Source organism: Sorangium sp. So ce693 (assembly GCF_051521375.1).
In the GTDB taxonomy this organism is placed as follows: Bacteria; Myxococcota_A; Polyangia; order Polyangiales; family Polyangiaceae; genus Sorangium; species Sorangium atrum.
This window is the reverse complement of record NZ_CP150347.1, coordinates 11241396-11264715: the sequence shown is the minus strand read 5'-3', so window position 1 is coordinate 11264715 and position 23320 is coordinate 11241396. Positions and strand designations below refer to the sequence as shown.

The window sequence follows — 23320 nt, the reverse complement described above, 5'->3', positions numbered from 1 at the left end:
ACATCTTCCCCGGAAGACCGTTGCCCCCGCCGCTCGGAGGCGAGCCCGCGTGCTGAGCGCGTTGAGACCACCGAGGCATTGGCCACCTCCTCGGTGTCGCCGTGGAAGCAAGGGAGGCACCACGACAACGCCGGACCGACCCTGGCGATCGCCCCCTCCCGCTCGTTCGCTATTGCGGCCGCCCCTGCGCGATCCAGCTCTCGACGAGCTGGATCTCCTCCGGCCCGACCGCGGGCAGCCCGAGCGGCATCCCGCGCACCGCCGGGGCCGCGCGGCCCGCCTCCTCCGCCTGCCGCGCCAGCAGCGCGGCGACGAGGCGCGGGGCGCCGTCCGGCCCGCGCGAGAACACGCTCCGCCGCTCGCCCTGATCGTCGACGTAGCCCGCGGCGATCCCCTCGTACGTGGCGAGGTTCAGCCCGCGCGGCTTGAACCCGAAGCCGCCCGTGTTTCCGGGCCCGCCGTCGCCGAGCGCGTAGTCCGGCTCGGAGTGGCAGTGCCTGCACGTGACGCGGAACACCCGGCGATCCACCTCGGCGTAGGTCACCCGCCGCGACAGCAGCGGCAGCCGCTCGGGCGCGCTCGCCGGCGCCCGCGGCGAGAGCTCCGCGGTCGTGACGAAGGCCGCGATGTCCCGCGCCTCGGCGGGCGACATCGGCACCTGGGGCATCGGCGTTCCCGGCTTGATCGCCGCGGGATCGAGCACCCACGCGACGAGATCGGCGGGCTCCATCCGGTCGCGCGCGTGCCTCAGATCCGGCGCCAGGGCGATCGCGGCGCGCGTCTCCTTCTCCATCCCCTTCACGGGCGCGACCGCCGTCAGCCCGGTCGTCCCGGAGAAGGCGTGGCATGTTCCGCACCCCTTGGCCTCGTAGAGCTCGCGCCCCCGGGCCGCGCTCGCGCCCTCCAGCGGCGCAGTCGGACGTTCGCGCTGCTCGCTCCGATCGCGCCGCTCGCGCGTGAGGTAGGCCGCGATATCGCTCGCCTGCTCGGGCCCGATCGCGAGCCGCGGCATCGTCGCGTGCAGGCGCGGGCGCACGTCATGCGGCGACAGCAAGAACCCGCGGATCCAGTCGCGGCGCAGCCTGTCACCGGCGGCGGCGAGCGACGGCACGTCGCGCAGCTGCACGAGGTTCTCGTTCCACCGCTTCATCGCCGCGGCCGGCGCCTGGAACCGCCCCGCCGCGATGTCCTGGTGGCACTGGACGCAGTGGGCGTCGCGCGCCGCGGGCGCGTACCCCGTCCCGTCGTGGCAGCGGTTGCACTGGAACTCCGCGACGAGCCGCTCCCCGCGCGCCGGATCGCCGGCCAGCGCCGCGGCGGCGGCCGGAGCGCTCGCCTCGGCGCCGCCGTCGCTGGCGGGTGGCGGCGCGGCCAGCGCGGGGCCCCGCGCGTCCTCGGAGGTGCACCCCGCGGCGCCCGAGGCGAGCGCCGCGAGCAGGGCGAGCAGCGGACGGGCGCGCATCGGCGTCAGCTCTGTGAGCCGACCGCGCCGACCGCGCCGGTCGCCCGGCAGAGCGCCTTGTTCTGCGCCATCGCCTCGCACCGGGTGGCCGCGGCGTCGTGCCCCGCGTTGTCCCCCGAGAGCGCGCGCAGCCGCGCCAGCGCCGCGTACGCCTCGGGGCTCGTCAGGAGGTCCTTCTCGGCCAGACCGCCGAGCAGCGTGAGCGCCTCGCCGCGGTGCTCGGGCGCTCTGGCGAGCGCCTCGCCCAGGTCGGTCTGGAGCGCCGGATCGTTCTTCCGCTGCTCGTTCAGCCGGCGCAGCGCGCGGATCGACCAGTCGATGTTCCCCTTGCGCTCCTCGGCCGACGCCCCGCCCCACGTCTCGAGCAGCTCGCGCGGCAGCTGCGGGCCGACCTGGAGCGCCCCGTCCGCGCGCGCCGTGGCCACCGCGAGGACGCGGAAGGCCCTGTTGATCAGCGGGTCCTTGTCATAAGAGATCCGCCGGATCTCGGGGAACATCCGGATCACGCTCCCCGCCGCCGCGGTGAACCGGCCGTCGTGAAGCGCTTGCTCGGCCTGGGCGATCCCCATCACGCGGTGGTCGATCGCGGGCATGATCTCGACTCCACCGCAGGCCGACGCGTCCGCCGAAGGGACGAGGGCGGACGCGATGAGAGCACAAAAAAGCGTGAATCGAACGGCGGGACCATTCATGGAAGGACCTCCTCGGGAAGGCTGCGCCGGCGCGCCCCGTCGCTCATCGGGCGCTGCCGATCGACTGTGACAACGCTCGAGGAAAAAATGTTGCTTCCCCGATCGCGAACTCGAGGGACGGCGCGCCGTGCTCCCGCGCAGTCGACCGTGCTCCCGCCCAGCAGATGAGACCGCTCGTGTGAGCAAAGGTGCGCCGCTGCGATACGGTGGTTGCCTTGGTGCGCGGCCCGGTGTCCAATGCGGGCCTTCCAAGGAGATCCGGCATGTTGAAGAAGCGGCGCGTCGCGATCGCGGTCCTGCTGGCCCTCGCCAGCGCGCTCCCGGGGTGCAACAGCAGCAGCAAGAAGGCCGACTGCGCGAGCCCCGAGGTGTTCTGCGTGGGCCTCGTCACCGACATGGGCAAGATCGACGACAAGTCGTTCAACCAGTCGGCCTGGGAGGCGATCCAGCGGGCGCAGAAGGAGCTCGGCGCCACGACGCAGTACATCGAGACGACGGATCCGAAGGACTACCCCAAGAACATCGCGACGTTCGCCGAGGAGCGCTACGACGTGGTCGTCACGTCGGGATTCGGGCTCACCGAGGCGACGCGCGGCGCGGCGGATCAGTTCAAGGACGTCAAGTTCATCGGCATCGACCAGTTCCAGATGGCGACCAAGCCGAACGTCGTGGGCCTCGTCTTCCCCGAGGACCACGGCGGCTTCCTCGTCGGCGCGCTGGCCGCGATGATGACCAAGACGGGGAAGATCGGCGCCGTGCTCGCCACCGACGCCGTCCCGCCCGTCTTCCGCTTCGGGGAGGGCTTCCGCGCCGGGGCGCGCCACGTCAAGCCCGACATCGAGCTCAGCGTCGTCTATCACAACGACGTCGGCTTCGATAAGACGTTTACCGATCCCGAGTGGGGGAAGACGACCGCCGTCTCGATGATCGACAAGGGGGTCGATATCGTCTTCGGCGGCGGCGGCAAGACGGGCAACGGCGCGCTGCTCGGCGCGGCCACGAAGGGCGTTTACGCCATCGGCGTCGACACCGACCAGTACTTCACGGTGCCCGAGGCCCAGAAGGTCCTCCTCTCCAGCGCCGTCAAGCTCATCTCCGACGGCGCCTTCGAGCTCATCAAGTCGGCCAAGGAGGGGAAGCTGCCGTCGGGGAACTTCCAGGGCAAGTCGGGGTATGCGCCGTATCACGATCTCGACGCCAAGGTCCCGGCCGACGTGAAGGCGAAGATGGAGGAGCTCCGGAAAGGGCTCCTCGACGGGACGCTCAAGACAGCGGTGCCGCCGGCCAAGGGGCCGTGACCGCCCTGGGCTCCCGAGGATGCGAGAGAAGCTGATCCGGCGCTTCGAGCCGCTGCTCCTTCCGGCCCTCTCGGTGTTCACCGCGATGGTCCTGGGCGGCGTCCTCATCGCCGTGGCCGGGGGCAACCCGCTCGAGGCCTACGCCGGCATGCTCGAGGGCGCACTCGGGTCGCCGCGGGCGGTGAGCGAGACGCTCGTCTGGGCGACGCCGTACATCCTGGCTGGCCTGTCGGTCTCGCTGGCGCTCAAGGGCGGCCTCTTCAACATCGGCGCGGAGGGGCAGCTCGCGCTCGGGGCGCTCTCCGCGGCCTGGGCGGGCCACTGGCTGCCGCAGCTCGTGGGCGGCGGCCTGCCCGCGGCGCTGCACGTCCCCGTGACGCTGCTGTTCGGCGCGCTCGCGGGCGGGCTGTGGGCCGCGGTGCCCGGCTGGATCAAGGCGCGCGCCGGGGGACACGAGGTGATCAGCACGATCATGCTCAACTACGTCGCGCTCAACGCGGTCAGCTTCCTCTTGAACGGCCCGATGAAGGACCCCGAGGCGTCCAACGTGCTCTCCCGCACGCCGCTCATCGACGAGAGCGCCTGGGTCCCCGCGCTCGTGGACGGCTACCGGCTGCACTGGGGCTTCCCGCTCGCCCTGCTCGCGGCGGCGCTCGTCGGGTGGGCGCTCCGGCGGACGACGTTCGGCTTCGAGATCCGCACGGCCGGGCAGAGCCCGGACGCCGCGCGCTATGCCGGCGTGCGGGTGAGCCGCACCGTGATCGCGACCATGGCGCTCTCGGGCGCCTTCGCCGGGCTGGCCGGCGCCATCGAGGTGAGCGCGCTGCACCACCGGCACGAGCTCGGGTTCTCGCAGGGATACGGCTTCGACGCGATCGCCATCGCCCTGCTCGGCAAGGCGCACCCCGGCGGGACGGTGCTCGCGGCCCTGCTGTTCAGCGTGATGCGCAGCGGCGCGACCCGGATGCAGTACCTCACGCAGGTGCCGATCGACGTGATCTCCGTCATCCAGGCGCTGATCCTTCTCTTCGTCGCGGCGGACGCCCTGGTCCGGCGCATCTACCGCGTCCGGGGCGAGCGCGAGCGGCTCGTGCTCACGCGCGGGTGGGGCGGTTAGCGCGCCGGCTCGAGCGAGCGGCCGGCGCGGGGAGCAGGGAAGGACGAAGATGGCTTATCGACGCTACGCATTCATCGCGGTGGTCGTGGGCGTGCTGGTCCTCGTCGTGGCGCTCGTCGGCGCGTCGCAGGTGCCGCCGCTGACGATCGTGGCCAGCATGGCGGCCACGACCCTCGCCGTCGCCACCCCGCTCACCCTGGGGGCGCTCTCGGGCGTCTTCTGCGAGCGCTCCGGGGTCGTCAACCTGGGCATCGAGGGCATGATGCTCGCGGCGGCGTTCTCGGGCTGGTTCGGGTCGATCTACGCGAGCTCGATCCTGGGCTTTCCCCCGCTGCCGAGCCTGCTGCTCGGCGTCGTGATCGCGGTCGCCACAGGCGCCGCGCTGGGGCTGTTGCTCGCCGCGCTTGCGGTGACCTTCTCGGTGGACCAGATCCTCGCGGGGACGGTGATCAACTTGCTCGCCGTGGGGCTCACCGGCTTTTTCAACCGCCAGCTCTTCTTCGGGCCGGGAAGCGCGTTCGGCGGGCAGGTGCCTCACGCGCCGGGCGTCCTTCCGCGCCTCGGCGTCCCGCTGCTCGCGGACATCCCGGTCGTGGGCCCGGTGTTCGAGCAGCAGCCGATCGCCGTCGCCGCCGTCGCGCTGGTCGCGCTGACGCACCTCGTGCTCTTCCGCACGCGGTGGGGCCTGCGCGCGCGGGCCGTGGGCGAGCACCCCCGCGCGGCCGCGACGGTCGGGATCGACGTGGCCCGCGTGCGCTACGTGAACGTCGTGATCGGCGGCGCGATCGCGGGGCTCGGCGGGGCGTATTTCACGCTGGAGTCGGTGCCGTCCTTCGAGCCGATGATGACGAACGGGCGCGGCTTCATCTCCCTCGCGGCGATGATCTTCGGCGACTGGACGCCGTTCGGCTCGTGGGCCGCGGCGCTCGTCTTCGGCGCGGCGCAGGCGTTCCAGATCAACCTCCAGCTCTTCCGCGACCAGATCCCGCCGTCGTGGTCGTTCCTGCAGCAATCGTCGGTCGTCGGGCTGGTGCCGTATCTGCTGACGCTGCTGCTCCTGACCGGCGTCATCGGCAAGACCACGTCGCCGGCCGCCGACGGCCTGCCGTACGAGCGGGAGGGGCGGCGGTGACGGCGGTCCTCGAGGCCCGGGGGATCACCAGGCGGTTCTCCGGCGTCCTGGCGAACGACAGGGTCGATCTCGACCTCCGCGAAGGCGAGATCCACGCCCTGCTCGGGGAGAACGGCGCCGGCAAATCGACCTTGATGAACATCCTTTACGGGCTGCTGCGCCCGGACGAGGGGACGCTCCTCCGGAGCGGGCGCCCGGTCGCGCTGCGCTCGCCGAGCGACGCGATCGCGCTCGGGATCGGCATGGTGCACCAGCACTTCATGCTGATCCCTGTGTTCACGGTCGCCGAGAACGTCGTGCTCGGCGCGGAGCCCGTGCGCGGCGCCCTGCTCGACCGCCGGCGCGCGAGCGCCGAGGTCCGCGAGCTCTCGGCGCGCCACGGGCTGGACGTCGATCCCGACGCCCGGGTGGAGGACCTCCCGGTCGGCGTGCAGCAGCGGGTGGAGATCCTCAAGGCTCTTTACCGGAAGGCGGAGATCCTGATCCTCGACGAGCCCACGGCCGTGCTCACGCCCCAGGAGGCGGACGACCTGTTCCGCGTGCTGCGGGGGCTGACGGCGCGGGGGGTCTCGGTCCTGTTCATCACGCACAAGCTCAGGGAGGTGCTCGCGGTCGCGGACCGGGTGACGGTCATGCGCGCCGGGCGCGTGGTGGGCGCCGCGATCCCGGCGGAGACGGACGAGCGCGGCCTGGCGGCGACGATGGTGGGCCGCGACGTGGCGCTCCAGGTGAGCAAGGCCCCGGCGAGCCCGAAGGACGTCGTGCTGGAGGTGCAGCGCCTCGGCGTCGCGGGCCGCCGCGGGTCCGGCGGCGACGTGGTGCGCGAGGTGAGCTTCTCGGTGCGCGCGGGCGAGATCCTCGGGATCGCCGGCGTGCAGGGCAACGGCCAGACCGAGCTCTGCGAGGCGATCACCGGCCTCTCGCCGCCCCGCGCCGGGCGCGTGCTCCTCCGGGGCCGCGACGTCACCGGCGCGCCGCCCCGCGCCCTGATCGAGCGCGGCGTCTCGCACGTGCCCGAGGACCGCCAGCGCCACGGGCTCGTGCTCTCGTACGCGATCGCGGACAACCTCGTCCTGTGCACCTACCACGAGCCCCCGTTCGCCGTGCGCGGCGTGCTCCGCGACGACGCCCGCGAGGAGAACGCGAGGCGGTTGATAAAGACCTTTGACATCCGCGCGCCCGGCCCGGAGACGCCCGTCTCCGCGCTGTCGGGCGGCAACCAGCAGAAGGTGATCCTCGCCCGGGAGATGAGCCGCCCCGTGGAGCTGCTCGTGGCCAGCCAGCCGACCCGGGGCGTGGACGTCGGGTCGATCGAGCACATCCACCGCGAGATCGTGGCGGCCCGCGACGCGGGAGCGGCGGTGCTGCTCGTGTCGGCGGAGCTCGACGAGATCCTGGCGCTGTCGGACAGGATCGCGGTCATGTACCGGGGCGAGATCGTGGCGACGCGGGACGCGGGCGCGGTATCGCGGACGGAGCTCGGGATGCTGATGGCCGGGGTGGTCCCTGGCGAGGAGGCCCCGCCGCCCGCCGCGGGTGAGGTCGACGCATGAGGGGGCGCGCGCTGCGCGCGCTGGCCGTGGCGGCGCCCCTCGCGGCGTCGGCCGCGGCCTCGTTCGCGCCGCCATCCGCCGCCGCCCCGACGCTGGAGCAATACCGGTATTTCCGGGCGCTCTCCCTCGACCTGGAGGGGCGGCTCCCGACGCGTGAGGAGCTCGCCGAGCTCGAGTCGCCGGGCTTCGATCTGGACGCCTGGATAGAGCGCCACCTCGATGGCCCGGGGTATGCCGAGCGGCTCACGCGCATCTACATGGATGTCCTGCGGCTCGAGCTCGGCCCGACGGGGCTGTTCACGCCGCCCGCGACGACGCTCCGCCGGGTGGAGGTGCTCGGCCCGGAGGGCAAGCCGGTCTACGTCTATTACCGCGTCAGCCAGCGCCGCCTGAACCCGGTGATCGACGGGGAGTTCTGCTTCTCCGACGCCGAGAGCGGGCTCCGGGTCGCGGCCTACGCGCCCGTCACGGGGACGCCTGCCCGCATCTCCCAGCGGCTGCTCGATGAGCGGACAACGCTCGTGCGCCCCTACTGGCTTTACCGGGATTACCTCTCCGTCGTCCCGACGCAGCGTTATGGCGACGGGTGGAAGGACCCGGACAGCGCCTATGTCCCGCTGCCGCAGCTCCTTGTCGAGCCTGACGGCAAGACGCCGACGGTCGAGGTCAGGGTCTGCAAGGAAGAGGCGCAGACCGCCGAGGTCGGCCACATCTATGCGAGCGACATCCCTTCGTCGCCGAAGGGCGCTCCGCCGCCGGGCCGCGCGCGCCCGCCGGTGCGCGAGGATCGTTATGCGCAGGCGCACCGGGGCGAGCCCATCTCATGCCGGAGCGCGCTCGCGCCGGCGATGAGCGTCGATTGCGGCTGCGGCATCGGCCTCGAGCACTGCCTTCCCGCCGACAGCGCGGGCAGGGATCCGCGCGGCTTCGTGCTGCCCGCCCATATCCCGCTCGGCATCGAGGATCCCATCGGCTCCGCGCCGCACACGATCACCGGCTGGAACAAGTTCTGGTGGTCGCAGGAGGCGATTCACACCATGAACCACGTCTTCGCGGCGGATCGCGATTTCCGGGAGATCCTCACCGGTCGTTATACGTTCATCAACGGCCCGCTCGCGCAGTTTTACCGGTCGAGCGCGCCCGCGGCGTGCTGCTCTCTGCACCCGTCGTTTGGGATGCGCGAGGACGAGGCGCCCCTGTTCTTGCCGGGCGCGGTGCCGCCGGTCGTCGCACCGCACGACGTCTCGACCTGGACGTTCATCCCGGATCGCGGGCCGCGCGCGGCGGGGATCCTCACGACGCCGGTGTTCCTCACCAAGTATTCCTCGCGGCGCGCGCGGGCGGCGGCGCTCTACAGCGCGTTCCTGTGCAAGAGCTTCACGGCCGAGCACGCGGAGCTCCCGCCGTCGGAGGAGCCCGACCTCATGGTCCGGCCTGGCTGCGCGAGCTGTCATGCGACGCTGGAGCCGCTCGCGGCGTATTTCACGCGGGTCGAGGAGACGACGTGGACCTATCTGCCCGCCGAGAGGTTCCCGATCGAGAACCCGGTGTGCAAGCTGAACGCGGAGGGGAAGACGGGGCAATCGTGCCAGCGCTTCTACGACCCCGTGTTCTCGAGCCGAGAGCGCGGCGTGCTGCGGGGCGCCTATGCCTCGGCGGATCACGCCGAGCGCGGCCCGGCCGGCGCCGCGGCCGATCTCACGCGCATGCCGGAGTTCGCGTCGTGCGCGGTCGAGCGCGTCACCGAGTCGTTCCTGGGGCGGCCGCTGCGCGAGGAGGACGAGGCGCTGCTCAGCGCGCTGCGCGAGCGGTTCGTGTCGCGCGGCTACCGGATGCGGCCGCTGGTCGAGGCGATCGTCCGCTCGCCGGCGTATGCGCGCGCGAGCAACGTGCGGCCTGCGCTGGAGCGGGGCGGGGCGGCGAAGGGCGAGGCGGAGGAGCGAGGCGGGGCGGCGAAGGGCGGGGCGGGGGAGCGGGGCGGCGAGACGCGCGGCGAGGGGGCGCGGTGATGCAGGGCCGGGGGAGGGCGCCCGGTCGGACGGGGGCCTTCGTCCTTGCTGGCGTGGCCGCGGTGGCCGCGCTGGCCGGCGCGTGCGGCCCGTCGGAGGCGATCGCGCCGCGGCCTGCAGCGCCGCTCCGGGAGACGGGGCGCGTCGCGCAGAGCCGGGCTCCGAAGCAGGATCTGCGGCTCATCCCGGCAGAGGCATACCTGAGGACCTATCTCCGGCTCTTCGGCGGCCTCGCGCCCGCCGAGGTCGAGCGCCGCGCGCGGGGGGACGACAAGGCGGCGCTGTTCGACACCTGGGGAGACTACCTCGCGGCGCTCGGGCTCCCCGATTACGGCCTGGATCTCCCGCGCGCCACGCAGACCAACGCGCTCATGCTGGCGGCGTTCGAGCGGCTCGGGATCGCGCTCTGCGACCGCGCCCTGGAGCACGATCTCAAGGCAAAGGAGCGCGTCCCGATCGAGCGGCGGCTCATCTTCGCGTTCGATCTGCCCGCGCAGGACCTGGACGAGGCGGCCTTCGCCCCGCGCTTCGACGTGCTGCACCGGACGTTCCTGAGCTACCCGGCGCGCCTCGCGCCGCCGGACCGGGAGGCGAAGTTCTTCGCGCTGTACGAGGGGACGGTCGCGCGGCACCGCGCCAAGGGCGCGGCGAAGTCGCGGTTCTCGCCGGAAGAGGCGGGGTGGGCGGCCGTCTGTTATGGGCTCGTGCGGCACCCGGAGTTCCACCTGTATTAGGGGTACTCTCAGCGGGCCACGGCGCGGCCGGCGCCGCGTGTGGCTCCGGCCGCGCCGGCCGTGACCTAGTCGTCGCACTCCTTGACGTGAAACAGAGCGGAGACGAGCAGCGCGGGATGGCCGTCGAGGGCTCGCTGCAGCTCGCAGTCGCCCGTCGAGAACTCCACCTCGCGCGGAACGCTGCCGATCGTCGCCACGACGTGGCAAAAGCCATCGTAGAAATCGTCTCCTGTGTACATCGCGACATTCGGTAGAGGCTCGCCGCCGTCATCCTCGCGCTTGACGAGCAATACAATTGAGCTGATCGGCGGGTCGTCGTCGCGCGCGCGGTCCAGGGACATCTCCGGCAAGGAGTCTTTCAGGTAGCACCCCGTCGACCATCTCTCCCCTGTTTTCACGAACCTCCGCCCATCATCGCCGGTATCGTAATTCAGCGTTTTACCGTCGAGGGCGACGACCGCCTTCCCCGCGATGTCCGGATGGTTGGCGCACGCCATCGCTGGCAACGACAGCATGGCCAGGAGCGTGAGCCGCGCGCTCGACATGGACATCGTCATCCACCTCACGGTGTCTTCCACCACATCTCGGAATAGGAACATACGATGTGCGGCTCGCGTCGCTCCAGGGTGCCAAGCACGGCAGCGACGCTGGGGGAGCAGGCGCCTGGCTCTTCCTCCACGAGCGTGGCGCGCATCGCGCTGAGCGGGAGGGGCGAGGTGACGTCCGCGCAGGCCGTCTCCCCGAGGCCGACGGGGAACCCCGCCTCCATGCGGTCGCTGCATGCGCTGTCCGCATACAAGCCGACTTCGGCGACGCACCTGCCGCCCGCTGGGGGACCACACTCGCACGGAGCGCAGGCGCGGTTGTCGATCAGCTGTTCGAAGAACTCGTGTCGTGTCAGGCCACGCCGGCAGGTCCCCTCGCTGCTGGCCTGCATGCAGGGGATGAACCCCGGCGGTTCCTGTGCCGTGTTGCCGGCGCACACCCGGACGAACATTGCCGAAACGGGCGGCGGCTCGGGCGTCGCCGAGGGGATGCATGGCGAGAGCGTCGGCGGCTCGTAGACGACGGACGCGAATTCGTCCGGCTGGACGGGCGACGGGAGCGCAGCGCATGTCCCATCCCATCCCGCTCCGGCGTCGAGCGCGATCGAGGTGCTTCCGCCTGGGCAGGTCATCGCGTTCGCCATGACCGTGGAGGGCAGCTCGCACGCCGCCGGACCACATTCGCACGCATCGCATGTGTCCGGCAGCCCTTCAGGCGCGTCAGCCATCCAGCCTTCCCACTTCGGCGGCTGGCCGTCGATACAGGGAGGCGCATCGTCCTCCGCGCCTACCCACATCCACAGCACTGGAGCCGAATCGGCCGGCGGCGGAAGCAGCGGCACAAACCACTCGTCTTCGCACGCGAGCAGCGTCGTCGCGGAGACGAACAGCAACATCGGACGCCGCATCAGAAAGGCCTCCGTGCCAGCGTCGGCATGCTCACGCGCTGACGGTCCAAAGCGACATCGCCGACGCTCACCATCGAACGCGAACCTCCGCGCCGTGCGCCGCCACTCGAATCTGCGCGTCGTGCGGCAACCAGACGTACACGAGGGTGGCCGCGCCTGCTGCCGCCCCGGCGAGCGACGCGCTGGTACCCAGGAGACGCATCAGCTTCCCGTTTGCGGCAATATCGATTATCTCGTCGTAGTCGGGTTGAAATGCGGGGTCGACCGCGCTCATCACCCGGGCGTGATGTCGAGCCGCCGTCGCCTCCTGCCCGTACCCCCGCGCGCTCTGCAAGGACACGGTGCCTGCCACCAAGAACCCGACCGAGGCCACCGCGCCCGTCGTGACGATCCGGAAGTCCGGCCCGGGCCGGCCTGCGCCCTGCGGCGGCCCTTTTGGCGCCGCAGGCCCGGGCGCACCAGGCCCGGAAGCCCCTTTCGGCGGCTGAGCGTGGTCCTTCGGCGGCTGCGCGCGATCCTCCGGCGCTTGTGCCGGCTTGTCGAACGTGAGCGGCACCGCCTTCGACTCGCCCGCCTCCACCCTCACACCCGCGCGCGCGACCTGCCCCTCCTGCCCGACGGCCATCACCTCGTGCTGGCCAGGCCTCACGTAGACGCGGCTGCCGTCCTTCAGCCCCCGGCCGTTCACGAACATGCCCACGACGCCGGGCGGCGGTATGAGGACCACCTCGCCCACGCGCCGCCTGGCCCGGGCGAGGTCGGCGTGCCGGTGGTCATACAGGCGCCGCTCCACCTCCGTGCGCGGGGCCGGCATGTGCTCGACGCACTGCGAGAGCTCCACCACGGCCTCCTCCCAGCGGCCCATCCGCAGGTCGAGCTGACCCATGTTGCACATCGCGACGTTCGACCGCTCGATATCGTACGCCTCGCCCCAGAACTCCCGGGCCTGCGCGACGTCGAGCCGATCCAGCGCTGCCCCCGCCTCGCGAATGAGCTCCTTGACGGCTTGCGAGCGCTTCAGAGGCGCCTCCGCGCGCGCGGGAGCCGTCGCGAGCAGCACCAGGAGCAACACTGCCCACGACGGGAGCCAGGATGCTGATCGAAGACCTCGCACGCTCCACCTCGGGCGCGCCGGCGCACGTGACCGCGCGCGCCAGCGTCACGCTCGCTCTCTACCATCCTCCGTGTGTGCCTGGCCAGCGCTCCCGGCACGTGAGCGATGCCGCGAGGCATCTGGCGTTGCATTGCATTTCGGCGCCTAAATTTCTCATCCCATCTGCATCGATCGCCGTCTCATCCTTCCGGAATCGCACCCGCGCGGAGAATGGCCCTTGGACGGGACGGTGCGAAGGAGGTCGCAGCGCGCTACCGCTGGGTTGACGAACACCTCCACCGGCGGGCGCTCCGCTGTCCGCGGATGTGAAAGTTGCGCAGCAGCGCCGAGGAGCGTGCCCAGCAGCTCCGGGGAGCGTGCCCAGCGGGGAGCGCGGCCAGCAGCTCCGGGGAGCTCACCCTCCCGGGCTCGCGTCGGGTTTCACCCTCAGCAGGCACGCGGGAGGCTGTCCTGTCCGCACGCTCGGAGCGCCGCTGGAGGTTGACGCCGAGGATGGCGCCGGATGGAGCGTCGACGTATGCTCCACGGAGGGCCATGCACGCACACAAGCTCATTGTCCACGTTCCCAAGTCGCGACACGTCGAGATCGACCTTCCAGAGGATGTGCCGGAGGGAGAAGCCGAGGTCATCGTACTGATTCACGAACAGCGGGACGCGCGCTCCATGGAGGGTGGACGTCATGAAAGGCTCTTGGCAGCTTGCCGTGCCGTCGACGCGTGGCGCGAAGAGAACCCAGAGCGACTCTTGTCGAAGGAGCAGGTTGATGCCGCGCTGAGCGCGGAGCGCGACAGCTGGGGAGAGCCGTGAGCCGAATCTATCTGGACTCTTGCGTTCTCATCTATCGGGTCGAGGGGGCGGAGCCCTACAGGGGTGCATCGGATCGCGCGCTGCTTTCGCTCGGATCGAGCGATGCGTACATATCGCCTCTTGTTCGACTGGAATGCCTCGTGAAACCCGTTCGGTTGAACGATAGCGGCCTGCGAGCGATGTACGAGGGCATGCTCTCCGCCTTCGAACTCTTGCCGCTCTCCGCGGAGGTCTTCGACCTCGCGACCACGCTTCGAGCGCTACACGGGCTGAAGACCCCCGATGCTCTTCATGCAGCGTGCGCCGTCCACCACGGCTGCGATCAGATCTGGACGAACGACGATCGTTTCCGGCAGCTGAGCAGCAGGATCGCTGTCAGGATCATCGGCTGACCCCCGCCGCTGCGCGCACCTCGTCGTCCGGCTCCTGCGTGGCGAGAAGGCCCGCGATGAACCCGTGATAGACCTCCTCCGGGCCGAGGCGACGCGCCTCGTGGTTCTGCGGGAGGCCCTCAGCGAGGGTGTCCTCCGCGCGATGGATTGAGCTACCGCGTGAGGCGTGTTATGCGCCGCATTGGCCAGCATGGAAGCCCTCCGACTCGTCGCGCTCGATCTCGACGGCACGCTGCTTCGGACGGATGGCTCGATCTCCGCGCGGACGCGCAGCGCCCTCGCGATGGCCGAGGCGGCAGGTCTGACGCTCATGTCGGTGACCGCGCGGCCGCCCCGGCGCGTGCGGCAGGTCGCGGCTCACACCGGCCTGCGCGGTACGGCCATCTGCAGCAACGGTGGGCTCGTCTATGACGTGACCAACGACGCCGTGCTGCGGCAGAACCTGCTGTCGGCTGCCTCCGCGTCGGTGCTGATCGAGAGCCTGCGCGCGGCTGTACCCGGCGTCGCCTTCGCCGTCGAGGCGGGGATCCAGTACGGGTGCGAGCGCGGCTATGTGATCCCCGGCGAACATCCGAACGATCGCGACGACCCGCGGATGCGGCGGGACGATGCGGTCGCGCTGTGCAGGGAAGGCGTCACCAAGCTGATCGTCCAGCACGCCGGCTGGCCGCTCGAGGACCTGCTGGAAGTCACGCGCGCCCACGCCGGCGCGCTCGCGAGCGTCACGCACTCGGGCTCGAACTTCGTCGAGGTCGCCGCGGCTGGCGTCACCAAGGCGCTCGCGCTCGAGGCGTACTGCGCCGAGCACGGCATCGCGGCGGCGCAGGTGATCGCGTTCGGCGACATGCCCAACGACCTGCCGATGCTCGGCTGGGCAGGCCGCGGCGTCGCCGTGGCCAACGCCCATCCCGACGTGCTCGCCGCCGCCGACGAGGTCACGAGCGCCAACGATCACGACGGCGTCGCCCTCGTGCTCGAGCGGCTCGCGCACCTCGGCTTCGTTCCGAGCTGGTGTTGAGCGCACCTCGGCCTCGCTACCTCGAGGCGGCATCAGAGCGCACCTCGGCCTCGCTATCTCAAGGTGGCATCACGACCAGATCCCCGATGAGCTCGCTCGTGTAGCGCCGGTGCTCGCGATGGCCGTCGCGTTCGACGGCAATGTCGTGCGGGCGCGCGCGGCCCCGGAGGGTATCCTGAGGAGCACGGACGATGCCTCGCCACGCCCCCTGCCCCCGCCGCCTCGCCGTCCCGCGCCGCGCGCTGCTCGAGGCCGCTGCAGGCGCGGCGCTCGCCGGCGTCCTCGGCCTGCCGGCGCGCGTGCTCGCCGCGCAGGGCAAGGCCGCGGAGGATGAGTTCTTCCTCTTCATCCACGCGTCCGGCGGCTGGGACGTGACGCTCTGGGCCGATCCTCGGAACGAGGCCAGGGGCCTCGTGAGCCCGGCGACGACCGACAACACCGACACCGCGGGGCTCCGCCTCTGGGTCGACGCGCCCGCGGCCGGCAGCGCGAAGAGCTTCGCGCCGATCACGCCCAAGGGATCGAGCCTCGCGTTCGGCCCGGGCATCGGCGCCCTCGCGGACATGCACGACCGGCTGTGCATCCTCAACGGCCTGGCGATGAACACCGTGAGCCACCCCGACGGCACGGCCTTCTCGACGACGGGACGGCACCTCAGCGGCGGCCGCACCGTGGCCTCCAGCGTCGACGCGATCTGCGGGAGCGAGCTCGGCGCGAGCCAGACCTTCCCCGTCGTCTCGGTCCAGTTCCCGTCCGCGTTCGTCGGCGACCGCCTCGATCGGCGCGCCGTCCCGCTCATGGTCGGGGAGATCGGCACCCTGAGCCGCTCGCTGTTCCGCGCGCGCCACTACGACACCGACGAGGACCGCGCCGCGGTGACAGCGCTCCTCTCCGAGGAAGCCAGCTCCCTCGCCGCGCGATCCAGCCATACCGACGCCCTGCACAGCTTCGCCATCCAGGCGGAAGGCCTCGGGAAGATGCTGAGCGCAGGCCTCCAGGAGGTGTTCTCCAGGGGCAAGCTCATCCAGGCGCACCCGGAGTTCAACCACGCGGCCCGCTTCGCCAGGCAAGCGGCCGTCAACGCCGCGTTCGCGATCGAGGCCATGCGGCGGAACGTGGTCCGCTGCGTGAGCTTCTCGAGCAGCGGGTTCGACACGCACACGAGCACCTACCGCCAGCACGCGGCCACCCAGCAGGAGCTCTTCGACCTGATCGCCGCGCTCCTCGGCTCGCTCGACAAGACCCCGCACCCGACCCGGGCCGGCAAGAAGCTCTCGGATCACACCCACATCCTCGTGACGAGCGACTTCTGCCGCACGCCCCAGCTCAACACGGCGATGGGCCGCGACCACTACCCCAACAACTCCGCCATGGTGATCTCCCCGCGCTTCCGCGGGAGCTTCGCGTTCGGCAAGACCGACCCGGAGCAGCTCCTGCCGGTCCCGGCGAAGACGTTCCAGGGCGGGCCGCGGCCGATCGCCCCGCCGGACCTGCTCGCCACCTTCCTGTTCGCCTTCGGCATCTCCCCGCGCGAGCACCTGCGCGACGGCGAGGTGGTGCCGGAGCTGCTCCGGTCGCCGTGACGCTCCTCCGCCGAGCGGCGTCCGCCGCTGCGCTGGCGCTGTCGTCGCCTGCGCTGGCGCTCTCGCGGTCTGCGCTGGCGCTGTCGTCCTCCGCGCTGGCGCTCTCGCTCGCCGGATGCGCGGCGCAGGCCGCGGCACCCCTCCCGCCGCTCGTCGTACGCGAGGTCGCGTGGCCGTCCTCGGGGGAGCTCGGCCCGGTGCGCGCGGTCGCCGACGACGGGCGCCGCGTCGTGGTGTTCCACGACGGCGCCGCGGCCGTCTTCGTGAACGGCGCCCTCGCCAGGGTGGAGCGCGCGCCCCACCGCTGGGTGAGCGCCGCGGCCCTGCCCGCGCCCGACGGCTACGGCACGTGGATCGTCGGCGTCGACGCCGAGGGCCGGCTGCTCCGGCTCCCGGGCCAGGGGACCTTCGAGGTCGTCTCCGACCGCTACGGCCTCGAGCGCGCCGCGGTGCGGTCCGCGATCGGCCTCGGCGAGGGCGGCGCCACCTTCGCGCTGGACCGCGAGATCGCGGTGGCGGACGGCGAGACCGTCACGCGCTACGCGACGGGCCCGCTCGCGACGTTCGCGGCGGGGGCCGGGCGCGTGGCCTTCGCGGCCGGGGGCGATGGGCTCGGCGCCCTCGACGTGGCCACGAGGGCGCTGCGATCGTACCCGCTCCCGGCGGACGGCGCCGCGCCGCTCCTCGCCCTGACCGGCGCGGGCGCGCTGCTCGCGGCGACGCCCGAGGCGCTCTACGCGGAGGACGGCGCCGGCGTCCTGCGCCTCCGGTTCCGGGCGCGCGCCGCGCTCCACGGGCTCGCCGTCTCCGGCGACCGCGCGTGGTTCGCCGACGGCGACGAGCTCGGCGTGCTCGACAAGGCCGGCGCGCGCGAGACCCGCGGCGCGCGCCTCCCGCAGGGCGGCAGGCTCGCCGGCTCGCCGAGCGGCGACGTGTGGCTGCTCGCGTCGGGCGCCCTCCGGCGCTTCGCCGCAGAGGACGACGCCGGGCCCGCCTGGGGCGAGATCGCGCCCGTGTTCGCCCGCGCGTGCGCGCGCTGCCACCGCCCGCGCGGCGAGGGCGGCGTCGACCTCTCCACGCCCGCGGCGTGGGCTTCGCTCCGCGAGGCCATCGCGCGCCGGGTCGTTGACGAGCGGAATATGCCGCCCCCGGGAAACACGCTGTCCGAGGCCGACCGCGCGCGGATCCGCGCCTTCGTCGGGCGCGCAGGGCCGCCCGCGCGGCCGTGATGCCGGCTCGCCGCCGGGGCCGCGATGCGCGCTCGCCCGCGCGTCCGTGAGGCGCGCTCGCCGCCGCCGCGCGCCCGTCTTGCGCTACCCTGGGGCACCATCGCGAAGAGGAGAGCTGCCTGATGATGTCGTTCAGCCCGGATCCGCGCGTCGCAGAGCAGCAGATGCACGCCATCATCTACTACCTCACCGGGTTCGGGTACATCGACGGCGAGCTCGATCCGACCGAGAAGTCCTTCATTCGCGGCTACATCCACGACCTCGTGCGGCAGCGCGCGCGCGACGCCCTCGGCGGCGAGGGGCAGGAGAACCCGGACGTCGTCGGCCGGTGGACCAGCCACTTCCACGAGGTCTTCTCCGAGATCGACCACCAGATCCAGAGCCATTTCACCGAGAGCGTCGCCGAGGGAGAGGACCCGAAGGACTTCGTCCTCTCCAAGATCAAGCTCCGCTGCTTCGAGCTCCTCGACGGCTTCGACGACGACAACCGGAAGGCGCTGCTCGCGACCGTCGACGAGCTCATGCTCGCCGACGGCGTCGTCCACCCGAACGAGCAGCGTTTCCGCGACGAGCTGTCGTCGCTCCTGTCGGCGTCCCCGATCGAGATCGACGACGTCGACATCGAGACGATCGAGCAGGGCGCGGTCGTGATCGATCCGGCCACGCGCAAGCAGGCGCGCGAGGTCGATCACCCGTTCTTCAAGGCGTTCGAGTGGGACTACGCGAGCGATCCGGCCACGTTCGCGGAGCAGGCCAAGGTCGACATGGACCTGATGCGCAGGTTCGAGGCGAAGCTCGAGGAGCAGCGCGCGCGCGGCGCGGGCCGGCTCGACGGCGCGGCGGATTTCGCGGGCTTCGCCGGGCAGGCGCCCTTCCTCGACGGCCACGTCTACGTCGCCTCGCCCGATCCCGCCGAGGACGTCGAGCTCCTGGTCATCGGCGATCTGCACGGCTGCTACTCGTGCCTCAAGGGGGCGCTGATGCAGGCCGACTTCTTCGCCAAGGTGCAGGCCCACCGGGACGATCCCGCGCACAACCCGCGGATGATGCTGGTGTTCCTGGGCGACTACATCGATCGCGGCAGGTTCAGCTACAACGGCATCCTGCGCACGGTGATGCAGCTCTTCCTCGCCGCGCCCGACAGCGTCTTCGTGCTGCGCGGCAATCACGAGTACTACGTCGAGCTGAACGGCCGCGTCCTCGCGCCGGTGCGGCCCTCCGAGGCGATGAGCTCGCTCGCGGCCATCGCCCCGAACGAGGTGTTCGCCGCCTACATGCGCCTCTTCGAAGCGCTCCCCAACATGCTGGTCTTCGACCGGATCCTCTTCGTCCACGCGGGGATCCCGCGCGACGAGACCATCGCCGCCCGGTGGACGTCGGTGTCCTCGCTCAACGACCCGGAGATCCGGTTCCAGATGCTCTGGAGCGACCCCAGCGAGGTCGACGCGATCCCCGCGGAGCTCCAGAGGTCCACGGCGCGCTTCCCCTTCGGCAAGCGGCAGTTCAAGAGCTTCATGCAGAAGCTCGGCTGTACCACGCTGATCCGCGGCCACGAGCGCGTCCCGGAGGGCTTCCGCGTCGTTCACGACGACCCCGACGGGGTGCTGCTGACCCTGTTCTCCGCGGGCGGGAAGACCAACGACGACCTGCCAGCGACCAGCAATTACCGCGAGGTCACGCCGATGGCCCTCACCATCCGGTACAAGGGCGGGGTCAGCCAGCTGACGCCGTTCGCGATCGAGTACGAGCGGTACAACGATCCCCAGTACAACGCGTTCTTCCGCGAGCAGCTGCCGCCGCTCGAGATCACCGCCGATCTGGACGATCCCCGGTCCTGATCGGCGCGAGGTGGATAACGTCTCCCACGCTTCGCGCGCGAAGCGGTGGGCGTCGCCCCCTCGACGACGTCGTCATGATGTGCCGCGCCGCTTGGCACACCGCGCCCTGCAGCCCCCTCGATTCCGCGGGCGTTCCGCGGATCCATCGACCCGACGTCGTGGGCACACCGGTTGCCACATGCTGTGACATGCTCCGCGGCTTACCCCTAGGTCCTGGCTTGCTTACCTCCCTTCTGCTTGTCGCGGGCTGCTCCGGGACGGTGAACCACACAGGTACGGGCGGCGGGGATCCGGGGGGCGCCGGCTCGGTCGCGGGGACCGGCGGCTCCGGCTCGGTTGCGGGCACGGGCGCCTCCGGCTCGGTCGCGGGGACCGGCGGCTCCGGCTCGGGCACGGGGACCGGCTCGGGCACGGGGACCGGCTCGGGCACGGGGACCGGAGGCGCGGGGATTGCCGGAGCGGGAGGTGCCGGCGGGGGATTGCCCGCGCGATGCACGCTGCCGCAGGATATCGGGCCCTGCGATGGCGCGATCCCGCGCTACTGGCACGATCCGCGAACAGGCGTGTGCGTCCCTTTCTCTTATGGCGGCTGCGAGGGCAACGAGAATCGCTTCGAGTCGCTCGAGCAGTGCCAGGAGGCCTGTCAGGGCGGCGTTCCTGACATGGATGCGTGCGAGGCGCTGGGCGATTGCATCCTCGCATCGCCGGGCTGCTGCGGCGCCTGCGATCCCGTCGATGCCCGCGCGTTCGTCGCGCTCAACCGGGCGAGCGTGCACGACTACCAGATGGCCACCGGGTGCGAGGGGGTGGCGTGCGCGCCGTGCCCGGATGTCGACGAATCCGAGCGCAGCTCTCAGTACTTCGCCGCCACGTGCGAGGCCGGGCGCTGCGTCGTCGTCGACGTGCGCGAGTCGCCGCTGACAGAATGCGCGATCGCGTCGGACTGCGTCCTGCGCGACGGCCTCGACTGCTGCGAGGGGTGCGACGGGAGAGGCATCGTCGCCCTCAACAAGAGCGCGGATCTCCAAGGCATGGTCTGTCCCGGCAACCTCGGCGCCGCGTGCAATCCGTGCGCGCCCGTGTACCCGCCCGGGATGACGGCGGTCTGCTCGTCGGGCAGGTGTCAACCGCAGATGCCCGCCACACCTTGAGCGAGAAGCGCGCCCTGCGTGCGCCGCCGTCGGCCCCAACCTGGGTCAGTTCGTGCAGGATGGGGGCGAAGGAGCCCGGCGCCACCGTCGCTCTCGATCCGCGAGACGTGATGGGCCCGCTCGACCCCCACCGGCGGGACTTCCTCGCTGCCGCCAAGGCCATCCTCCTCCTCGCCGCGCCCGCGTTCGTCGCGGCGGCGGGGGATGCCCGTGCCGACATCGCGGTGAGCGCGGGCGGCGTCGAGCTCGACTGGATCGCGCCCGGAGAATGCGCGGATCGAGGGCGCGTGCTGGCCGAGATCGAGCAGCGCCTCGGGCGGTCGTCCGCGGCGAACGGCGAGCCGTCGCTGAAGGCGCGCGCGGTGGTGTCCCGGAACGAGCGCGGGTCGTGGGACCTCCGCCTCACGACGACGCTCGGCGAGACGACACACTCGCGCGAGCTCCACGGCGAGACCTGCGCCGAGCTCGCCGACGCGGCGGCGCTGATCATCGCGCTCGCCATCGATCCCGACGCAGCCAGCCGCAGCACCCCGACGGCGGATCCGGACACTGGCGCGGGGCCAGGCGAACTCTCCGGCGCGGATCCAGGCGCCGGCGCGGATCCAGAGGTGGACGCTGCTCCGGATGCGCCCACCGCCGCCGATGCGCCGCCCGCGGTCTCGCCCCCGCCGGGGGCCAGCGCGGCCCCGGCGCAGCACCCGTCGCGTCCCCTCGAGCTGCGCGGCACGCTCAGGGCCTCCGGCGTCCTCGACACCGCCTCGCTCCCGGCGGTCGCCCCGGGCGCCGCCATCGCCGCAGGCGTGCTGATCGGAGCCGTCCGCGCCGAGCTGTCCGGCACGTACTTCGGCGCGCAGCAAGCGTTCGTCGAGCGGACGACGATGGGCGGCGACGTCCAGCTGATCACCGGCGGGCTGCGCCTTTGTTATGCCATGCGCTATCGCGCGTTCGAGCTCGGGCCCTGCGCCGGCATCGAGGTCGGCGTCATGAGCGCGGCCAGCTTCGGCGCGGCGTCGCCCGGCTCGAACCGGGCGCTCTGGGTCGCGCCGCACCCCGGAGCGCTCGCGAGCTTCGCCCTTTCGGACCAGATCCGCGTCCCGCTCGCGATCGACGTCCCGTTCCCGGTGACGCGGGATCGGTTCGTGCTCGTCGGCATCGGCGCGGTCCACCGGAGCGCCGCCGCCACGCTCCGCGCCTCGCTGGGGGTCGAGGTGCGATTTCCGTGACGGATCCAGACGGCGCCGGCCATGTACTTCGCGTGACGAGGACGTCCCCCGCGTCGGCGCTTCCCTTCGCGGGGTCCGTGTTCGATCCGCACCCTGGCGTCCACGACGCGCCCGTCTCTCTCGATTTCGACGCGCTCTACGACGAGCACGCCGACTTCGTCTGGCGAAACCTGCGCCGGCTCGGCGTCAGCGAGGCGAGCCTGGACGACGCCTTCCAGGACGTCTTCGTCGTGGTCCACCGGCGGCTCGGCGAGTTCGAGCCGCGGTCGAGCGTGAAGGCGTGGCTGTTCGCGATCCTCTGCCGGGTGGCGCGCGATCACCGGCGCCTCGTCCGGCGCAAGGGAGGGCTCGAGGAGCTGCCGGGCGGCGTGGCGGACCGCGCGCCGGGGCCGGCGGAGCGGCTCGAGCAGGTCGAGGCGCTGAAGCTCGTCGACGCGCTCCTCTCGGCGCTCGACGACGACAAGCGCGCGGTGCTCGTGATGGCGGAGATCGAGGAGATGAGCGCGCCGGAGATCGCCGCGGCGCTCGACGTGAAGCTGAACACGGTCTACTCGCGGCTGCGCGTAGCGCGCCGCGAGTTCGAGCTGGCGCTGGCGAGGAGCGGGGGCGGATGGCCATGAGCGATCCGGGCGAGAGGGCGCGCGCGCTCCTGAGGGCGGCCCGAGCGGACGGGCTCGCGCCGTCCGACAAGGCGCGGCTCCGCGCGGCGCTCGCGGGCAAGCTGGCGGTCGGCGCGCCGCAGGAGCCGTCCGGGGAGGCGCCCACCTCGCCCCCGCCGCCGCTCGCGGGCAGCGGGGCAGGCGGCGGCGTCCTCGCGGGCAAGGCGGCCGGCGGCGTGCTCTCGGGCAAGGTGATCGCGGCGGGCGCGCTGATCGGCGCCGTCGCCTTCGCCGGCGGCTTCTTCACCGGCAGGGCGACCGTCGACGCCCCTCCTCCGGCCAGCGCGGCGCCGCCGGCGAGCGCGCCCGCGGTGGCGCCGCCCGCGGCGACGCCGCCCGCTGCGGCTCCGGAGGCCGCGCCGGCGCCGAAGGCGGCGCCCCCGCGCCCGCGCGCCCCTCGCGCGGTCGCGCCGGCACCGCCGCGGCCGCTGGACCTGGGCGCGGAGGACGCCGCACGAGCGCCCTCGACAGGTGGCGGCGAACGCGAGCCGGCGCGCTCGCGCGGCGGACAGCCGGCGAGGCCGAGCACGCTCGCCGCGGAGATGGCCTTGCTGCGCGAGGCGCAGGACGCCGTGCGGGACGGCGATCCGTCGGCCGCGCTCGAGCGCCTCGACGACCTCGGCGCCCGGTTTCCAGAGGGCCAGCTCCGCGAGGAGCGCATGGCCGCGCGCGTGCTCGCCCTCTGCGCCGCGGGGCGGGCGCGGGAGGCGCGCGCGGAGGCCGAGCGGCTCCTCGGCGAAGCAACGGGCTCGGTGCACGCGGGCCGCGTCCGCGCATCATGCGCGTTCCGAGAAAATCTCGACTGACAGAGACGGATGTTCCTCGCGCCGGCCATGTACCGATGGACGGCAAGAGA

21 protein-coding genes are annotated in these 23320 nt (G+C 72.2%); 16 read left to right on the top strand and 5 right to left on the bottom strand.

The window, feature by feature from the left end; all coding sequences use genetic code 11:
• Positions 1–169 precede the first annotated feature (169 nt).
• Both WMF14_RS42025 and WMF14_RS42020 read right to left on the bottom strand, forming a co-directional pair.
• On the bottom strand, positions 170–1462 hold the full coding sequence (locus WMF14_RS42025) for a c-type cytochrome (RefSeq protein WP_437795981.1): 1293 nt from the start codon (positions 1460–1462) through the stop codon (positions 170–172).
• Positions 1463–1467: 5 nt separating this feature from the next.
• On the bottom strand, positions 1468–2055 hold the full coding sequence (locus WMF14_RS42020) for a hypothetical protein (protein WP_437795978.1): 588 nt from the start codon (positions 2053–2055) through the stop codon (positions 1468–1470).
• A 362-nt stretch (positions 2056–2417) separates the two neighbouring features.
• Here WMF14_RS42020 and WMF14_RS42015 point away from each other — a divergent pair, with 362 nt between their 5' ends.
• Genes WMF14_RS42015 through WMF14_RS41990 form a run of 6 tightly spaced genes read left to right on the top strand, consistent with a single transcriptional unit; the run spans position 2418 to position 9997 of the window.
• On the top strand, positions 2418–3452 hold the full coding sequence (locus WMF14_RS42015; protein ID WP_272102290.1) for a BMP family lipoprotein: 1035 nt from the start codon (positions 2418–2420) through the stop codon (positions 3450–3452).
• 19 nt (positions 3453–3471) lie between these two features.
• A complete protein-coding gene (locus WMF14_RS42010) occupies positions 3472–4569 on the top strand; it encodes an ABC transporter permease (RefSeq protein WP_437795975.1) in 1098 nt (365 codons plus the stop codon).
• 49 nt (positions 4570–4618) lie between these two features.
• Positions 4619–5701, top strand: coding sequence for an ABC transporter permease (locus WMF14_RS42005; RefSeq protein WP_272102292.1), 1083 nt, complete (start codon positions 4619–4621; stop codon positions 5699–5701).
• Positions 5698–7254: an ABC transporter ATP-binding protein gene (locus WMF14_RS42000; protein ID WP_437795973.1), complete on the top strand. Its 1557-nt coding sequence runs from the start codon at positions 5698–5700 to the stop codon at positions 7252–7254. The genes WMF14_RS42005 and WMF14_RS42000 overlap by 4 nt, the downstream gene beginning before the upstream one ends.
• Complete coding sequence (locus tag WMF14_RS41995; RefSeq protein ID WP_437795970.1) at positions 7251–9263, top strand: DUF1585 domain-containing protein; 2013 nt, start codon at positions 7251–7253, stop codon at positions 9261–9263. Before WMF14_RS42000 ends, WMF14_RS41995 begins: the two co-directional genes overlap by 4 nt.
• Positions 9263–9997 (top strand): hypothetical protein, encoded by a 735-nt coding sequence (locus tag WMF14_RS41990; protein ID WP_437795968.1) that lies wholly within the window; start codon positions 9263–9265, stop codon positions 9995–9997. Before WMF14_RS41995 ends, WMF14_RS41990 begins: the two co-directional genes overlap by 1 nt.
• A gap of 65 nt (positions 9998–10062) precedes the next feature.
• Here WMF14_RS41990 and WMF14_RS41985 read toward each other — a convergent pair whose 3' ends face one another.
• From WMF14_RS41985 to WMF14_RS41975, 3 genes are all read right to left on the bottom strand, one after another.
• Positions 10063–10548, bottom strand: coding sequence for a hypothetical protein (locus WMF14_RS41985; protein ID WP_437795965.1), 486 nt, complete (start codon positions 10546–10548; stop codon positions 10063–10065).
• Between the two features lie 11 nt (positions 10549–10559).
• The gene (locus tag WMF14_RS41980; protein ID WP_437795964.1) at positions 10560–11438 is read right to left on the bottom strand and encodes a hypothetical protein; all 879 of its coding nucleotides are present in this window, start codon (positions 11436–11438) and stop codon (positions 10560–10562) included.
• A 79-nt stretch (positions 11439–11517) separates the two neighbouring features.
• Positions 11518–12522, bottom strand: coding sequence for a hypothetical protein (locus WMF14_RS41975; protein WP_437795961.1), 1005 nt, complete (start codon positions 12520–12522; stop codon positions 11518–11520).
• A 576-nt stretch (positions 12523–13098) separates the two neighbouring features.
• On the opposite strand from WMF14_RS41975, the gene WMF14_RS41970 reads away from it, so the two are divergent.
• The 10 genes from WMF14_RS41970 to WMF14_RS41925 all read left to right on the top strand — a co-directional run bounded on the left by WMF14_RS41970 (position 13099) and on the right by WMF14_RS41925 (position 23270).
• Positions 13099–13371 carry a hypothetical protein gene (locus WMF14_RS41970; protein WP_437795959.1) on the top strand — a complete coding sequence of 91 codons (273 nt, stop codon included), beginning with the start codon at positions 13099–13101 and terminating at the stop codon, positions 13369–13371.
• Entirely contained in the window at positions 13368–13763 is a 396-nt protein-coding gene (locus WMF14_RS41965) for a type II toxin-antitoxin system VapC family toxin (protein WP_437795956.1), read from the top strand. Before WMF14_RS41970 ends, WMF14_RS41965 begins: the two co-directional genes overlap by 4 nt.
• A gap of 190 nt (positions 13764–13953) precedes the next feature.
• On the top strand, positions 13954–14781 hold the full coding sequence (locus WMF14_RS41960) for an HAD family hydrolase (RefSeq protein WP_437795953.1): 828 nt from the start codon (positions 13954–13956) through the stop codon (positions 14779–14781).
• A gap of 191 nt (positions 14782–14972) precedes the next feature.
• A complete protein-coding gene (locus tag WMF14_RS41955; RefSeq protein WP_437795950.1) occupies positions 14973–16364 on the top strand; it encodes a DUF1501 domain-containing protein in 1392 nt (463 codons plus the stop codon).
• Positions 16361–17593, top strand: a complete 1233-nt coding sequence (locus WMF14_RS41950; protein ID WP_437795948.1) for a c-type cytochrome — start codon at positions 16361–16363, stop codon at positions 17591–17593. Before WMF14_RS41955 ends, WMF14_RS41950 begins: the two co-directional genes overlap by 4 nt.
• Positions 17594–17715: 122 nt before the next feature.
• Positions 17716–19431: a metallophosphoesterase family protein gene (locus tag WMF14_RS41945; RefSeq protein ID WP_437795946.1), complete on the top strand. Its 1716-nt coding sequence runs from the start codon at positions 17716–17718 to the stop codon at positions 19429–19431.
• 218 nt (positions 19432–19649) lie between these two features.
• Complete coding sequence (locus WMF14_RS41940; protein ID WP_437795944.1) at positions 19650–20582, top strand: BPTI/Kunitz domain-containing protein; 933 nt, start codon at positions 19650–19652, stop codon at positions 20580–20582.
• Between the two features lie 59 nt (positions 20583–20641).
• Positions 20642–21805, top strand: coding sequence for a hypothetical protein (locus WMF14_RS41935; RefSeq protein WP_437795941.1), 1164 nt, complete (start codon positions 20642–20644; stop codon positions 21803–21805).
• Positions 21802–22425 carry an RNA polymerase sigma factor gene (locus WMF14_RS41930; protein WP_437795939.1) on the top strand — a complete coding sequence of 208 codons (624 nt, stop codon included), beginning with the start codon at positions 21802–21804 and terminating at the stop codon, positions 22423–22425. The genes WMF14_RS41935 and WMF14_RS41930 overlap by 4 nt, the downstream gene beginning before the upstream one ends.
• Positions 22416–23270: a hypothetical protein gene (locus tag WMF14_RS41925; protein WP_437795936.1), complete on the top strand. Its 855-nt coding sequence runs from the start codon at positions 22416–22418 to the stop codon at positions 23268–23270. Before WMF14_RS41930 ends, WMF14_RS41925 begins: the two co-directional genes overlap by 10 nt.
• Positions 23271–23320: the final 50 nt, after the last annotated feature.

Coding starts and splice junctions, on each gene's coding strand:
- WMF14_RS41925 (WP_437795936.1), top strand. CDS start 22,416: ATGGCCATGAGCGATCCGGGCGAGAGGGCGCGCGCGCTCCTGAGGGCG.
- WMF14_RS42015 (WP_272102290.1), top strand. CDS start 2,418: ATGTTGAAGAAGCGGCGCGTCGCGATCGCGGTCCTGCTGGCCCTCGCC.
- WMF14_RS41945 (WP_437795946.1), top strand. CDS start 17,716: ATGATGTCGTTCAGCCCGGATCCGCGCGTCGCAGAGCAGCAGATGCAC.
- WMF14_RS41990 (WP_437795968.1), top strand. CDS start 9,263: ATGCAGGGCCGGGGGAGGGCGCCCGGTCGGACGGGGGCCTTCGTCCTT.
- WMF14_RS41970 (WP_437795959.1), top strand. CDS start 13,099: ATGCACGCACACAAGCTCATTGTCCACGTTCCCAAGTCGCGACACGTC.
- WMF14_RS41935 (WP_437795941.1), top strand. CDS start 20,642: ATGGGGGCGAAGGAGCCCGGCGCCACCGTCGCTCTCGATCCGCGAGAC.
- WMF14_RS42025 (WP_437795981.1), bottom strand. CDS start 1,462: ATGCGCGCCCGTCCGCTGCTCGCCCTGCTCGCGGCGCTCGCCTCGGGC.
- WMF14_RS41985 (WP_437795965.1), bottom strand. CDS start 10,548: ATGTCCATGTCGAGCGCGCGGCTCACGCTCCTGGCCATGCTGTCGTTG.
- WMF14_RS41955 (WP_437795950.1), top strand. CDS start 14,973: ATGCCTCGCCACGCCCCCTGCCCCCGCCGCCTCGCCGTCCCGCGCCGC.
- WMF14_RS41995 (WP_437795970.1), top strand. CDS start 7,251: ATGAGGGGGCGCGCGCTGCGCGCGCTGGCCGTGGCGGCGCCCCTCGCG.
- WMF14_RS41960 (WP_437795953.1), top strand. CDS start 13,954: ATGGAAGCCCTCCGACTCGTCGCGCTCGATCTCGACGGCACGCTGCTT.
- WMF14_RS42005 (WP_272102292.1), top strand. CDS start 4,619: ATGGCTTATCGACGCTACGCATTCATCGCGGTGGTCGTGGGCGTGCTG.
- WMF14_RS41980 (WP_437795964.1), bottom strand. CDS start 11,438: ATGTTGCTGTTCGTCTCCGCGACGACGCTGCTCGCGTGCGAAGACGAG.
- WMF14_RS42010 (WP_437795975.1), top strand. CDS start 3,472: ATGCGAGAGAAGCTGATCCGGCGCTTCGAGCCGCTGCTCCTTCCGGCC.
- WMF14_RS42020 (WP_437795978.1), bottom strand. CDS start 2,055: ATGCCCGCGATCGACCACCGCGTGATGGGGATCGCCCAGGCCGAGCAA.